This window comes from Adhaeribacter arboris (assembly GCF_003023845.1).
GTDB classification, from domain to species: domain Bacteria; phylum Bacteroidota; class Bacteroidia; order Cytophagales; family Hymenobacteraceae; genus Adhaeribacter; species Adhaeribacter arboris.
Window position 1 is genome coordinate 146,355 of record NZ_PYFT01000001.1, and the last position, 14,838, is coordinate 161,192.

12 protein-coding genes are annotated in these 14,838 nt (G+C 41.5%); all 12 read right to left on the reverse strand.

What is annotated here, in order from left to right:
• Positions 1-285: 285 nt before the first annotated feature.
• Positions 286-3,894 (reverse strand): PAS domain S-box protein, encoded by a 3,609-nt coding sequence (locus tag AHMF7605_RS00640; RefSeq protein ID WP_106925459.1) that lies wholly within the window; start codon positions 3,892-3,894, stop codon positions 286-288.
• Between the two features lie 403 nt (positions 3,895-4,297).
• On the reverse strand, positions 4,298-5,158 hold the full coding sequence (locus AHMF7605_RS00645; protein ID WP_106925461.1) for a fumarylacetoacetate hydrolase family protein: 861 nt from the start codon (positions 5,156-5,158) through the stop codon (positions 4,298-4,300).
• Positions 5,159-5,234: 76 nt separating this feature from the next.
• A complete protein-coding gene (locus tag AHMF7605_RS00650; RefSeq protein ID WP_199200327.1) occupies positions 5,235-6,011 on the reverse strand; it encodes an SDR family NAD(P)-dependent oxidoreductase in 777 nt (258 codons plus the stop codon).
• A gap of 218 nt (positions 6,012-6,229) precedes the next feature.
• Complete coding sequence (locus AHMF7605_RS00655) at positions 6,230-7,048, reverse strand: 3-keto-disaccharide hydrolase (protein ID WP_233218759.1); 819 nt, start codon at positions 7,046-7,048, stop codon at positions 6,230-6,232.
• Between the two features lie 94 nt (positions 7,049-7,142).
• Positions 7,143-8,474 carry a Gfo/Idh/MocA family protein gene (locus tag AHMF7605_RS00660; RefSeq protein WP_106925465.1) on the reverse strand — a complete coding sequence of 444 codons (1,332 nt, stop codon included), beginning with the start codon at positions 8,472-8,474 and terminating at the stop codon, positions 7,143-7,145.
• 273 nt (positions 8,475-8,747) lie between these two features.
• The gene (locus AHMF7605_RS00665) at positions 8,748-9,656 is read right to left on the reverse strand and encodes an FkbM family methyltransferase (protein WP_106925467.1); all 909 of its coding nucleotides are present in this window, start codon (positions 9,654-9,656) and stop codon (positions 8,748-8,750) included.
• 75 nt (positions 9,657-9,731) lie between these two features.
• Positions 9,732-10,313: a hypothetical protein gene (locus AHMF7605_RS00670; protein WP_106925469.1), complete on the reverse strand. Its 582-nt coding sequence runs from the start codon at positions 10,311-10,313 to the stop codon at positions 9,732-9,734.
• A gap of 155 nt (positions 10,314-10,468) precedes the next feature.
• A complete protein-coding gene (locus AHMF7605_RS00675) occupies positions 10,469-11,512 on the reverse strand; it encodes a nucleoid-associated protein (protein WP_106925471.1) in 1,044 nt (347 codons plus the stop codon).
• 277 nt (positions 11,513-11,789) lie between these two features.
• Positions 11,790-12,398, reverse strand: a complete 609-nt coding sequence (locus tag AHMF7605_RS00680; protein ID WP_106925474.1) for an SET domain-containing protein — start codon at positions 12,396-12,398, stop codon at positions 11,790-11,792.
• Positions 12,399-12,706: 308 nt separating this feature from the next.
• A complete protein-coding gene (locus AHMF7605_RS00685; protein ID WP_106925476.1) occupies positions 12,707-12,907 on the reverse strand; it encodes a hypothetical protein in 201 nt (66 codons plus the stop codon).
• Positions 12,908-13,004: 97 nt separating this feature from the next.
• Positions 13,005-13,652 (reverse strand): OmpH family outer membrane protein, encoded by a 648-nt coding sequence (locus AHMF7605_RS00690; RefSeq protein ID WP_106925478.1) that lies wholly within the window; start codon positions 13,650-13,652, stop codon positions 13,005-13,007.
• Between the two features lie 215 nt (positions 13,653-13,867).
• Positions 13,868-14,758, reverse strand: coding sequence for a 3-keto-disaccharide hydrolase (locus AHMF7605_RS00695; RefSeq protein ID WP_106925480.1), 891 nt, complete (start codon positions 14,756-14,758; stop codon positions 13,868-13,870).
• Between the last annotated feature and the right edge of the window lie 80 nt (positions 14,759-14,838).

Genomic DNA, 14,838 nt, shown 5'->3' on the forward strand with positions numbered 1-14,838 from the left:
CAAGCTTTTGGTTGTATTCCCTTGAAACAGCTATAATTTAAACTTTTAATCGCTTACTGGTTTTCTGTTTTATAAAAAATTATTCCGAAGCAGATAAAATGCTTTCTTCTATTTTTAAAGTTTAATTGATAAACAAGATTGTTCGCATCCTAAATTCTATAGGAGAAAAGAAGTTAGTATTTCCCTTTTCAAGCTAGTTTCGAGTAATTGTGGTACTAAAGCAACTAGTTAAGTTATGCCACAAGTGGAGCTGTTAACAAAGCTTATTTACGATGGCAGTTTTTCTCAAACCATACTGGATGATAAGACTTCCGATTTGGTATGCTTCGCAATTTTAAGGTACAGTTCCGTTGGGTCAAAAGGTTTACTCACATAATCGTTCATGCCTGCTTGCAGCACTTTATAGCGTACATCGAGCATAGCATTAGCCGTTAAGGCAATTATAGGCATGATCGCATTCCGTTCGCCCATGTTCCGAATCTGCCGGGTAGCTTCAAAACCGTCCATCACCGGCATTTGCAAATCCATTAAAACAATATCGTAAGGCTGTTGCTGCACTTTTTCCAGGGCATCTTTCCCATTTACAGCATAATCGGGTTTAATGCCCCATTTCTCCAGAAAACGGGTAGCAATAAGTTGATTGATTTCGTTATCTTCCACTAACAGCAGGCAGATATGTCCTAAATCCGGCAGAGTAGGACTAGAGGAATACTGGTCCGCCGGAACGGCATTCTGCAGGCTCTTTTTGAACGGTACAGTAACGGTAAATACCGTGCCGAAGTTTACCTTGCTTTCAACCGTAATTTGCCCGTTTTGCAGTTCTACTAAACGTTTGGTAATGGTTAAGCCCAAACCGGTGCCACCAAATTTGCGCGTAGTATCCGACTGCGCTTGCGTGAAGCTATCAAAAATAACCGAAAGTTTCTCTTCCGGAATACCAATACCGGTATCGGTTACGGCAAACGAGATTTCCATTTGCTCATGGGTTTCCTTTTCCAGGATTACATCAATGGCAACAGAACCTTTAGCGGTAAATTTAATGGCGTTACTGAGCAGATTGGTGATAATTTGATTTAACCGAACCGGATCTCCGATTACCATATTAGGTAAGGAAGCATCCAAACAAGCTTTTAACTTAATACCTTTTTCGTTAGCCTGGTAGTTAAACGATTGCCGGATACCCGTAATTAAATCGGGTAAATGAAAGTCTACTTCTTCAAAGGTTATTTTTCCGGCCTCAATCTTATTAAAATCCAGAATATCGTTGATCAGCGCCAACAAGTTCTCACCGGCAAAACGAAGTATTTTTAAATTTTCGACTTGTTCCATCCTGGGATTTCCTTGTAAGAGCAAGTGCGACATACCAATTACGGCATTGAGCGGCGTACGAATTTCGTGACTCATCATGGATAAAAACATTTCCTTCGCCCGAACGGACTCTTCGGCTTGTTCTTTTGCCTGAATTAATTCTTGTTCGGCGTATTTTTGATCGGTAATGTCCTGCAAAGTACCTACCAGACGACTGGGTTCATTCGCTTGATCAAATTCAATCCGGCCCCGGCTCAGAGTATACCGAATCCGACCATCAGGTAAGGGTACTCTTAACTCAATGCTGTAAGATTCCCGATTTTCTATAGCTTTAGCCACCTGTTCCGTAAGCAAATTAGCATCTTCCGTATGAAATAATTTTAAAACATCTTCAAAGGAAATAGCTTCTTCCTTAGGTTCCAGGCCAACAATACGGAAGGCTTCATCCGAAGCAAACATATTCCAGGTAGTAATATCCAGAGTCCAGGATCCTAAATGGGCTATCTGTTGCGATTCGGTAAGTAAATCCCGGCTTTCGCGCAATTTCCGTTCTGCCTTTTTGGCCTCGGTAATATCTGTAGCAATGCATAAAACCTGTACTTGATAATCTTGCTGAATAAAGGGCACTTTTAATAAATGAAAGCACAAAGCCTGTTTATTCAAGGAATGGGTAACGCGCATCTCATTCACTTCTACGGACTGGCCTGTTTGCAGTACCTTATTATCCTGTTTCAAGCTTAAAGCCGCTTCTTCCGGCGAAGGTTCAAATTCCTGAGCGTACCGGCCTAGTAAATAATTTGCTGGCAAACCCAGGAAATCGGCGAATGCTTTATTGACTAAGGTAAATTTTCCATCGCTATCCTTCAGGTAAATTAAGTTAGGATTGGTATCAATTACCTGTTGTACCAATTCTTTCTGGTACTGGAGTTCTGTTTCTATTTCTTTGCGATCGGTAATATCAAAGCCATAACCAATTACAAATTGAAGGTTACCTGTGTGGTCAAAGATGGGATTAAAGCGCCGTAAATGGTAAGTAGGTTTACGGTTAGCGATAATGCTTTTGTCCTCCCAATGCACAATTTGTTTTCCGTGTACCGCTAACTTAAATGCCCGCTCCCGCTCATAGGCAATTTCCAAATCACGGTTACGATGAACACAGTATTCGCGATCATTTTTACCAATCATCCATTCCCTCACCGCCGGATCTTTTACCGCCATTGGGTTAATAAACATATACCGTTGTTGCGGATCTAATACCGCTACATCCGAAGGAATATTGTTCAGAATGCTTTCGTAGAAGGTGCGCTGTTGTTCTAATTGTAATTCGCCGCGCTTGCGTTCTGAAATATGATTGGATAGTAGTATGAGCCCGTCCTCTACTTTATTGGCAATAAACTGAAACCAGTATTCCTGATTATCTGAACCAAGAAAAACAATTTCCTGCTGCAAAGGAATATTATCTTCCACAACTGGTTTAAATAAAGATAATAGAATAGTAAAATTTGCCGGGTCGGCGAAGGAAGAAAGTGGGGAACCTATTAATTCTATAGCTTTTTTGCCGGAAAATTTTTCTATTGTTTTGTTGAGCATCGACCACTCAAAATCTACGATTTGACCAGAATTATTTCGGATGCTCCGGAACGCACAAATACCCAAAGGGGAATTATCTAATACGTGAATTAATAAGTTTTCCAGGTTCAGGTTTTCGCTGCCGGATTTCCGTAATTCGGTAATATCTCTTCCGGTGGCAAACCATTTATTGGCGTGGCTCTGTGCGCTCCAACTTATCCAGCGGGGCGAGCCGTCTTTAGCGTAAAACTGCAGTTCTAATTCTTTAATCGAGTTACCGGAATGGGGTAGTAAAAATTGTAATAATTGAGGTTGGTCAGCCGGATAAACAAAGTCCTTTATCGATTTTCCCACTAAATCCGAAGCATCGTCGTAGCCCATTGTAGCTTTAAAGGCCGCATTTACTTCTAAAAAATTCCCGGATTTACTATCTAAGATGCACATTATTTCAGAACTATGATTAAAGAGCATCTGATAAAGGTGCAACCGTTGGTTTTCTTGTTCCAGGCTTTTCCGGTGGCGGCGCAGTTCTAAATGGGATACTACTTCCCGAGCCAGGGTTTGCAGCGCCTGACGTTGGGCATTGGTTAAAGTTCTAGGATTGGCATCAATGACGCACAAGGCACCTACCCGGTAACCCTCCGGATTAATTAAGGGAGCGCCGGCATAAAACCGAATGTGCGGATCGTCTACAACTGAAGCATAAGTACTAAATAAGGCGTGCTGCCGGGCATCGTTTATTTCCAGAATACCGTCATTTAAAATGGTGTACTGGCAAAAAGAAGTATGGCGCGGAGTTTCGGTAAAATCAATGCCGATGGAAGATTTAAGCCATTGCCGGTTCTCATCAATCAGGGAAATATGAGAAATGGGCGTATTGCAAATATAAGCCGCCAATTGAGTAATAGCGTCAAAGTCAGCCTCGGCTTCTGAATCTAATATATCGTACTGATAAAGTACATTTAATCGTTCCGTTTCTTCTTGCGGAGTAAGTAAGTTAAATTTATAATCAGACATTCAGGATTCGTAATGGATTAAACGGCTATTAAATACAGCTTCGCTTTATTGGAAGAATTATAATTGTTAATACAACCAAAGTTAGAAAATAATTCAGAGTAAATAAAATCTTTCAATTTCTTGACTTGGATTTGATTATAAATATTCAATGATTTTACCGGTATTTCAAAGGTTATTATGCTCCTCGAAATGAAATAAGGAAAATCAAGTACTTGGGCGTAACATAAGTAGTAATAAATTGTCTAGGTAAATTAAAATAAAAATAATACAAAACGGCTTGTTATTAGATTTAAAGAAGCATTAGTTCTGTCGTGGCTTGATGAGGTAAGGTTTTAAAAAACAAAAAGCAGGCAGTAAACCGCAAAGATTTTACTGCCTGCCCGTATTTACTTATTTTACTATTTTACTTTAAGCTGTATGCTTTGGCAACCTGTTTAGAAGTTCCTAATCCTTCAATTCCTAATTCTACCACATCGCCCGGTTTTAAATATTGCGGCGGCTTAAAACCCAAACCTACTCCGGCCGGCGTACCCGTAGAAATAACATCGCCGGGCAGTAACGTCATAAACTGGCTCAAATAACTCACCACAAAAGGAACGTTAAAGATAAGATTGCTGGTATTTCCATCTTGCTTCTTTTCTCCGTTCACAGTAAGCCATAACCGGAGATTATGTACATCCGGAATTTCGTCTTTGGTAGCGAAGAACGGTCCTAGCGGCGCAAAAGTATCGCAACTTTTCCCTTTTACCCACTGTCCTCCCCGTTCTAACTGAAAGGCGCGTTCGCTGTAATCGTTGTGTAAGGCATAGCCGGCAACGTAGTCCAGGGCTTCCGCTTCGGCTACGTACGACGTTTTTTTACCGATAATGACGGCTAGTTCTACTTCCCAATCGGTTTTTTCGCTGTTTTTGGGGATAATTAAATCATCGTTGGGGCCTACTAAAGAGGAAGTTGCTTTGAAAAAAACAATGGGCTCTTGGGGAGTAGGCGCATTTGTTTCTTTGGCATGATCGGAGTAATTCAAGCCAATGCAAATTATTTTACTAGGGCGCGCAATGGGAGGGCCCAACCGAGTATCGTTGGTTACTACGGGAGCCGAATCGGCATTGGCATCTGCCCAGGCTTGCAGGCGGGTTAAACCATCGCTGGCAAAAAAATGTTCGGTATAATCTTCTCCGAAAGCACTTACGTCTATGCGGCGATCATCGGGTAATTGCAAACCTGGCTTTTCCTGACCAGGCGCACCAAAACGAATTAGTTTCATTTATACTATAGATTGTAAGAGTTAGGTTACAAGGAATGTTTTAAATTAATTTTAGCTTGGCCTTTAGGGGGCAGGGTTAACTATTGAGGGTAATAAAACCACCATCAATCGGGTAATCGGTACCAGTAATAAAGCTGGCTTCGTCGGAACTCAGATAAAGAGCCAGATACGCAATCTCCGTAGGAGCTCCCATGCGACCAATAGGTTGAGTTTTAGATAATTTCTCGAACATTTCCTGCTCCCGGCCGGGATAGTTTTTGGCAATAAAGCCGTCCACGAAAGGAGTATGTACCCGACCCGGCGAAATACAATTGCACCGGATGTTAAAGGGCAGGTAATCGCGGGCTACGGAATAGGTCATGGCCATTACGGCGCCCTTGCTCATAGAATAAGCAAACCTATCCGGAATGCCTACCGAAGCAGCTACCGATGCCATATTGACAATAACTCCCCGGTTAACATTTTTCATGCTTTTTACCGCGGCCAGCATGCAGTTGTACATGCCTTTTACATTTACCGAATAAATGCGGTCCATGTCGGCTTCGGTGGTATTTTCTAAATTTCCTACGTGGGCAATCCCCGCGTTATTAATCAAAATAGTAATGGGTCCGGCTTCCTGTTCAATAGTAGCAAATACCTGTTGCACTTCTGCTTGTTGAGACACATTGCAGGTACGTAAAATAGCTTTGCCGCCGGCAGTAGTAATTTCCTGAATGGTTTGTTCACCGGCTTCGGCGTTTAGCTCCAGAATATACACTTGAGCACCTTGCTGCGCGAATAATTGAGAAATGCTTTTACCAATACCACTACCGCCGCCGGTAACCACGGCTGTTTTGCCGGTTAGATCGAATATAGCCATACAAGATTTGTTAAAACCTGAATTTTAAGCGTGAAATAGGCAAGCAACTTATGGCTATTCCGAATTTGAAGCAACAAGTAAAAGAAGATAATTTTTTAAAAACAATTTTTTAGAAAATAACTTGCTATAAAACGAGTAAGGCTCCCAATTATCGGAGCCTTACTCGTTTTATAAATATCTTCTCAAACTAATTTGATTAGGGAAAATTTAAATTATAATTCCCGAATCCAGATGTTACGGAAGCTAATTGGTTCGCTTGGATCGCCGTGATCTTGCAATTTAATGGGCGCTTTGCCATGCGGTTGGTTGTAATCCGGGATGCCAATGTATTGAGTCGGCCCTTTAATCATGGTGTTGTTTTGAATAATTACCCCGTTGTGAATTACCGTTACCCGGGCTGGCGAGAACAAAGAACCATCTTCTTTAAAACGGGGAGCGGTAAAAACTACATCGTATACGTTCCATTCGCCCGGTTTGCGCATGGCATTTACCAAGGGGCGGTATTGCTTGTAAATACTGCCGGCTTGTCCGTTGGCGTAAGTACGGTTATTATAGCTATCTAAAACTTGCAATTCGTAACCGGCATCGCCGTTGCCTACAGAGGCTAAGAAAATTCCGCTGTTGCCACGAGCCTGGCTTTTACCGGTAATAGTAGCGGGTATTTGCCACTCGATGTGCAATTGGTAATCCTGGAAAGATTGTTTGGTTTGAATATTACCGGTACCTTTTTTAACGGTAAATACGCCTTTGTTTACAGTCCAGGGAGCGGGTGCATTCGGATCCTTTACCGAAACCCACTGCGATAAGTCTTTGCCATCGAACAAAATAATAGCATCGGAAGGGGCGGTCATTCCGGCGCCGGTTCCGGGGGTAATAACTTTTACTTCCGGCTCCCAGAACTCGGTCATTTCGGGTACCATTTTGGGCGGAGTAGGCACAGTTGCCTGCGTTTGGGCCTTAGCAAGAGTAAATACGCCCAGCAGCATACCAGCCAGGATAAACTTTTTAGAAGAAGTGAAGTGTACGTTCATGTTAGAATAAATAATGGGAGATTTGTAAACCGGGTTGAAAATTAAACAAAAGTTTGTAAAAAGCTACATTCCAAAAAATCTTTCGCGAACAGAATTACACAACCGGTAATTTCCAGTTGTTCTGGTAATGCGCGTGCATAAGTTGGTCCGCTTCTTTATCATTTTTAAATTTAGCTTCCGTATCAAGCCAATGCAATTGCCGCCCCAGGCGGTAAGAGGTATTACTTAGTTGAGCGCACAAGGCCGCATGGCGGCCATTTACAATACTGGTAGTAGGAGTTTGCCGGGATTTTATGCAATCCAGAAAGTTGCGGGTGTGCTTGTCCAAGGCATTGTCTTTAGAGGGCTGCGTGGGCAAAGCTTCCGTGAGGTAAGCGCCGTTTTCTATTTCCGGGTAAATATCCCATTTACTACGATCTATCACTAAAGTACCTTTATTACCGATAAATGCTACTCCGGCATCACGGTTATAAGGCGCTTGGCCCATGCCTAAGCCGTGTTCCCAGAGCATCGTAAAATTTCCAAAATCAAAAATGGATTGCTGGGTATCCGGCGTATCGCCGTCGTTATTGGGGTAGCCAAATTTACCACCCACCGTGGATACCGTTTTAGGAGCGCTAGCATTCATTCCCATTAAAGCAATATCCATCATATGCACTCCCCAATCGGCGCCTAAGCCGCCGGCATAATCCCAGAAATACCGGAAACTTCCGTGAAAACGATTTTTATTAAACGGCCGTTTGGGCGCTGGCCCCAACCACATGGTATAATCTACGCCCGCGGGCGCAGCAGTGTCCGGTACTTTCGAGAAATCTTTGCCGTAAGTCATGTAGGCCCAGGTTTTCACCAGCCGAATAGTACCTAACTTGCCCGATTGCACATACTTAACGGCATCCTGATAGTGTTGGCCACTGCGTTGCCACTGGCCTACCTGCACTACCCGGTTATACCGTTTGGCAGCCGCTACCATCAGGTTAGCTTCTTGTACGGTGTTGGCAATGGGTTTTTCTACGTATACATCTTTCCCAGCCTGGCAAGCTTCTATCATGATCAATGGGTGCCAATGGTCCGGGGTACCGATAATAATGGCGTCAATTTCTTTATTTTCTAATAATTTGCGGTAATCGCTGTACAGCGTGGGTGAGTTTTTGGTTAATTTTTGCACATCCGCGGCGCGTTGGTTCAATACCGTACTATCCACGTCGCAAAGGGCTAGGCAAGTGGCGTCGGGTTGTTTAAGCGAAGAAGACAGGTCGGCAAAGCCCATCCCGCGGCAACCGATTAATCCTAGTCGTATTTGGTCGGCTGGCGCTACGAGCTTGGTAGCCGCAAATGTTTTAGCGGTATCGGACAAAGAAAGCAAGCCAGCGCCCGCTATCATTTTAGAAGAATTTTGCAAAAACTGGCGACGGGTAAAAGCGGGCATAGTTTTCAGGTTTCAGATGAATAATGCCGAACGGGCATAGTTGAAAGATACACATATTACTAGTGCTTCGCCAAATTTAAATTAGAAATTCAGGTTTAAAAGGGGGGCAGGCTAGAATGGATGTTAGCTTTATTTCTGCAAATTAAATTGGGATAGCATAAATTTCAACCCAAAAGAGAATATTTTAAAATAGAATTGTAAACGGCTCTTTTACCAAAATACTCTAATTAAATTAAAAATTATTTGTTATTTCGAGAGATTGGGAATCGATTTCTATGACTTCCGAAGTACTAAATTATCTGAATCTAGTTTGTTTATCTTTAAATAGTGTTCTGGTTCCGGACAGGGTATTAAAGCTCCAGCGGTATTAATCGCAAATGTTTCATAACCTGATTGCTGCAATATCAAAAGGGCCTGTTGGTGAGTAGCATTGAGGCGGGTAGGAGCCAGGTATTCCATTACAATAATGGGAGCTACCCCCGACCAGGTTTGAGCACCCCCTTTTATTACCTGTAATTCTCCTCCTTCCACATCAATTTTAATAATTTTAGGAGTCAATTCTTCTTGTTTCACAATGAAGTCGATGGTAACGGCCGGAACGGTAATTTTTTCGGGTGCGTACTTCCGGAACCAAGGTTCGTGTTGGTATTGCGTTATATCGCGGGAATTGTATTCGGAAAATTGAATGGGAAATTGGTAAAAGGTTAATGTGCCTTCCTGGTCAGAAAGGGCACGCTGAAAACAACTTATAGGTTCTATACCGGCGGTATTCTCTTGTAATAAACTAAAATTAATGGAAGAAGCTTCAAAAGCTAATACCCGGCCCGACGTACCTACTAATTTAGCGGCCAATAAAGTAAAATAACCGAAGTGGGCACCAATATCTAAGAATTGATCGCCTGGTTTCAGATTCTGAATTAAAAAACGAGCCAACCGGATTTCGGAATCGTGGGATTTACCGCCGGTGAGGTAAATATCGGTGGCGGCTGGTAAGGCTACCCGCATGGGCAAACCAAAAAAGGTTTCAACTTTTTGATAAGCTGGCCTCCGTGTGCGGGGGTAAACTAATTGCCGGAATAAAATGGCCCAAGTATACCGCACGGGGTGGGCCAAAAAGCGCTGTAGCTTCGAAGCGCGGGCAAGGCGTTCTACATTAGTTAAAGCTCGTGTTAGTGGGTACATTTAAATGGCTATAAAGAACCCAATAAAAATATAGAATAGGCTAAGATTCAACTATTTAAATAATACTATATTCTACTAATCTTTTGAAAGAACTTTACTGCTTAGCTGGGCTCTATTGTTATATTTATTGATAAATGAGCGTAAAGTGTCATAATTAAATGATTTAAATGATAAGTACTGGTTATATAATTCAGAATCATCCTTAAGTAGTTCTTCAAAGGCTGCTTTGCGTTCTTTGCGGGCAATGGTAGCACCCCAATTTGTTTTTAGCTCTATTAAAGGTTCATCGTTTTTGCTGACATACCACTTTATAATGTACGTGTTGCCAGTTGCTCCTGTACGTTTATAATACTCATATAAGGCAATACTGCCCGCTTCTAACCTTTGCAAAAACAAGGGTTTTGCTTCACCTGGCACATTTTTAGAATTAAAAATCTTCTTATTGGTTCTATATTCTTGTACCTGATTTGAGGAGAGTTTTTCAAACTTAGTTCCGGTCAGGTCTTTAAACTTCAAGGAGGTAAACCGTTCTCCTATTATGGTTCCAGCAAGCGTATCGCCTTTAAATGTTATAACAATATCAAATTTTTGAGCGTTTGCATGAATGGCTAAAAATGTAAAAAGAATAATTCCAGTTAGGCGTTTAAATTTTTTCATGTAATAGTAGTTGTCTATATAGTTATAAAGCTTAGGTTTCTAACCGCAGACTTGCTATTAATAGTTCCGACTTTACAAGTGGTTAAATAAATACTTTTGAAGCTTTATTAATTTTTTGACTTACCTTAATGTTAATACTCCATTAATAAGCCTATCTAACTTTCGGCTTTATAAAATAACTGGTAAAAGTGCTGGGCACGTTCTTCGTCGTAGCCTTTCTGCATATTCTCCGAGTTGCCGTGCACGTAAATATGAAAGTTCTTGTCGAGCTTAATCACACTTTTCATGAACCGGGTATTTTTCTTAAAGGCATTTTCGTGAATGTCAAACTCCGGTATAATTTCGAACCCGCGATTGGACTCAAATTCTGTTTTGTAACTTTTAAAACTCTGAATTAAATCCGGCTGGGCAATAACCTCATTCTGAAATTCCTGTAAATCAAAAATTTCTTTTTCTTTTAAAAATTTTACGGACTTGTTTAGTAAATCGGCTTGTTCGCCGCGGGATACCTCAAATTCTTCGGGTAGGCGTTTCTCCACGAAGTTTTTGCAAAGGCTCATAATATTCTGGGTGTGGTGGTAGGCATCCTGGCGCGATTTTACTTTCAAAAAATCATCTTTCCAGTAAATGGCTTCTTCGCGTTTGTTCAGGTTATCTACGGTGAGCACTACAAAACCATGTTCGCGGTCTTTATTCAAAATCAAACAACCTTTATCGAGTTTATTAATGTTTACGCCGTCTTCGCTGTCAATGTCAAAAGTTTCGCCGTTGGGATATACTTTAAGGTAGGTTTCGCGACTTTCGGATTTAAATAATCCTACTGCTTCCAGCGCTTCCCCATCCAGCACTAAGTCGCGCATATAAGTAACGTAAAATTCACCGGATTTTACGTTTGGGTGAGTGCTTTGCTCATAAAGGTGCCGGGCCAGGTTTTCTGATTGTTCCATAATACCCGAAGGACTATCCAAAATGCGGGAAACAAAAGCAAACACCTCATTCAAGTTAATATCCGATTCGTGAAATAAGTTAGAATAAGCTTCGGACTTAAACGGCGACAAAAAATAACGTTGCAAAAGATCTTTCACGGTATCATTCAGGTCCAACGGTTTTTTAGAAAACTGAATAACTTCGTTGCGGCTTTTATTGCCCACTTTGTGCAGGATAATGTGATCTAATTTTACTTCGGTAGTAACAAGCATAAACACTGACCGGTAAATTTTCCGGGTGGCAAAGATACTTATTTATCCTTAATGGCAGTTTAGTATTTAGTTAAATGAACGGTAATAGAACTAGCCTTGGTAAGGGTCAAGGTTGTAAATAAAGGTCAAAATGCCTACACTTGCATTGCTAATGGATCGCGAACGACTAAAACGTTATTTTAAAAGATTAGGCCTAGCCGGTTTCTTGTTCTTTTTAATTAAAGGACTTATTTGGCTTTTTATTTTCCTGGGCGGCTGGAAAATAGTTAATCGCTTTCTAGACAGCTAAAGCTACTTTAGAGGGCTGGTAATAGCAGTTCAGGATGGAATCCGGGTCCGTTAAACCAGCCGCAATCTCCTTCACTTTTTCCTGATATTGTTCCTCAATCAGTTCGCCGAGCGGTTGCGCTACCTGGTTAAAATAAGTAAAAGCATCTTTAATCTGGGCATCCCATTCTCGGTGAAAATGTAATAAATCATCGGGCATTACCTTGGTGCGGGTAGTGCCGGGCTCCGGCAAACACTCAAACGGCTCCGTTGCATTTAAATAACCATAATCGTCGGTAAGTTCTTCGCCGGGGTAAATATCCCGCACGGCTATTTCAAAATTATACGCCGTAGATATGCAGTTAGAATGAAACGAGTGGTTGACAAAGCGGGAATGATCCCAGCACAAAATAAAATCGCCTTTATTATCGCGGTAAGAGTAAGTATTTACAATCTTCTGAAAAAATGGGGCTAATTGCCTTACTTTTTCGGGGGTAAAAACCTGATCCAGGGGGTCAAAGGCCCAAGTAATAGTACCCTTCGGAATGAAGTGTGTAGCCACTACGCCGTAGCCTTTTTCAGCGCTAATAAATTGAAGTTTAGTGTGCGGATGAATCATAAGTAATATAAGATTACAGCTTTAATGCTTGTCCGAGTGGTACAGATTTAATTAAATAATGGCTACGGATATTAAGACCAGCTAGTTATATAATAATAGATAAATCTTCCGAATAAATAACATCGCTAGCGACGAACATGATTATTTTTAGAAGCAAACCGGCTGCATTATCTACATGATTTACATAAATTTTAATTTCTTCAGAGTAGGTGGTCCAATTTCTTAGCGTAAACGGTTAATAAAAATAAAAAAACTCTGCTGCTTCAAGCAACAGAGTTTATCTGAAAAGTTAATGTATATACCAGTATTTAATGACTGCCCGCCGAAGTGCCGACATCCTGACCACCGTCTTCGGTGCTGTTCGCCTCGTGCCGGCCTCCCTTGGCTGGCCTTTTGGGATCGTCTACATTTTCGTTGCCGCTCCGGTTCATAGGGGCCTTGTCAACGGAACGAATATCTTTTAAAATAGCATCTTTCTCTCCGGGGTTTTTACCTTGCTTATCTTTCATAGTCTTTTTTTTTGAATGAAACATGCCCGGCTTACTAAAGGGCCGGTTAGTTGTTTACGCAGAACAGACCCGGAAGTAGCAGAAAAATGAAATATAATTACTTAATGTTCAGTTTAGCTTTGACCAGCGGCATAATATTGTGGCTGTCTTTGGCGTAAATAAAGGAGCCAGTGCTGGCATCAAAAATATAATCGTAGCCATTTTCTTTACCCACGTCTTTTACCGCTTTTTCGGCTTTATCTAAAATAGGCTTAAATAATTCTTCGCGTTTAGCTGCTACTTTTTGCTGTCCCGATGCTTGTGATTGTTGCAGTTGCTGCTCTAAGTCCTGAATGGCTTTAATTTTAGTTTGTTTTACCGCGTCTACCATGGTTTTTTCCTGCGCTTGAAAATCAGTAACCTGCTTTTGATAACTGGATTGTAAACCGCCAAATTGCTTTTCTAAACCGTTTACGTAGGCTTGCAAACTCGCTTCGGCCTTTTTGGTTTCGGGCATTACTTTTAATAAATCGGCGGAGTTAATGTAGCCAAGCTTTTGCTGGTTTTGGGTGGCAGCAGGCACACTTGCCTGCGTTTGCAGGGTCACGGAATCCGATGCCGGTAAATTAACCTGAGGTTTATCTGTTGCGGCAGGGGTGCCAGCCGGGCTTTTTTCTTTTACTTTAGCGTTTTGCTGACAGCCCGAAAGAAAAAGATTTCCACTAAAACAGGCACTTATTACTAACAGATAAAATGATTTTTTCATTATTAAAATAGATGGTTACTAGTACTAGTTTGATTTATTATAATACGAAATAGCACGATTTCTCCTCTATTTCCTACTGCTTGTTTTTAATTTTTAAAATGGATGAAGGAAGAATAGTTGCCCAATAAAGGTCAACTGCTCCTTTAAATCTTGATTTAAAAGCAAAAATCGCTCAAAGTAGACTTAAACTAAGCTTTTCCTTTAAGAGCGCCAGCTTATCTTTTGCCGGTAGTAGCTTTTGGTACCATTCTACTGGTGCGGGGTTTAGGTGGTGTGGCAGTTTTTAAATTGAGCAAACGTAAATTGCGGAAATCAATCGCGTGGCTTTCTGCCTGTAGGGCAATGTAACCTTGTTTCAGAGGCGCGCCATCTTGGGCCTTCCATATTTTACTGTAAGCATCTTCTTTGCCTTGCTTCCAGGCAACTTCCCCGATTTCCGGTTTTTGGTAGGTTAATACCGTATCACCTTCAATAATATGCCGCACGAGCGAGTCGCCGTATACCTGTATTTCGGCTTTTACCCAACGATCGCCGTTGTAGGTTTTAGAATCAGAATCAATGCAATGCTCCGAAACCAACTGGCCCTGCAGGTTATGCATTTGAGTACCAGGCGTGCATAAATTACCGGTATGACGTTCGCCGGTGCCCAGCCCACCTAATAATTGTACTTCCAAGGATACCGGAAACTCTTGCGTCATGGTTAAGCTTTTCGCCGATTGCGAATGGTACATAATACCGCTATTCCGTACGTTCCATTCCTCCCCGCCCGGCACCTGATTGCCTAAAAACCGGTACTCGAACCGCAAAATATAATGTGAATAAGGTGTTTTATAGTACATGTGCCCGTATTTGCCATCAAAATTTTGGTATTGGTCGTAGGCTACCCGGATCATATCGCCCTCTGCCCGGAAAGTATTTTTGTAGTTATCGTTTAGCTTTTGGCCCGCAATTTTAATATCCCAGCCGGTTAAATCTTTGCCATTATACAACGAAATCCATTTCTCCTGACCAGTTTTCAGCTTTTGCTGAGCAAACGTCAGATTTACAGAATAACCAAAAAATAAGCTTAAACAAACTAGCAGGCGTAAATAGGAATTATAAAACATTCGCTTGAACAGTAAAGGATAGTTGATAAGGTTAAAAGAATATAATGTAAAATTGAAACGGGGTACTTTAAACTAACCAC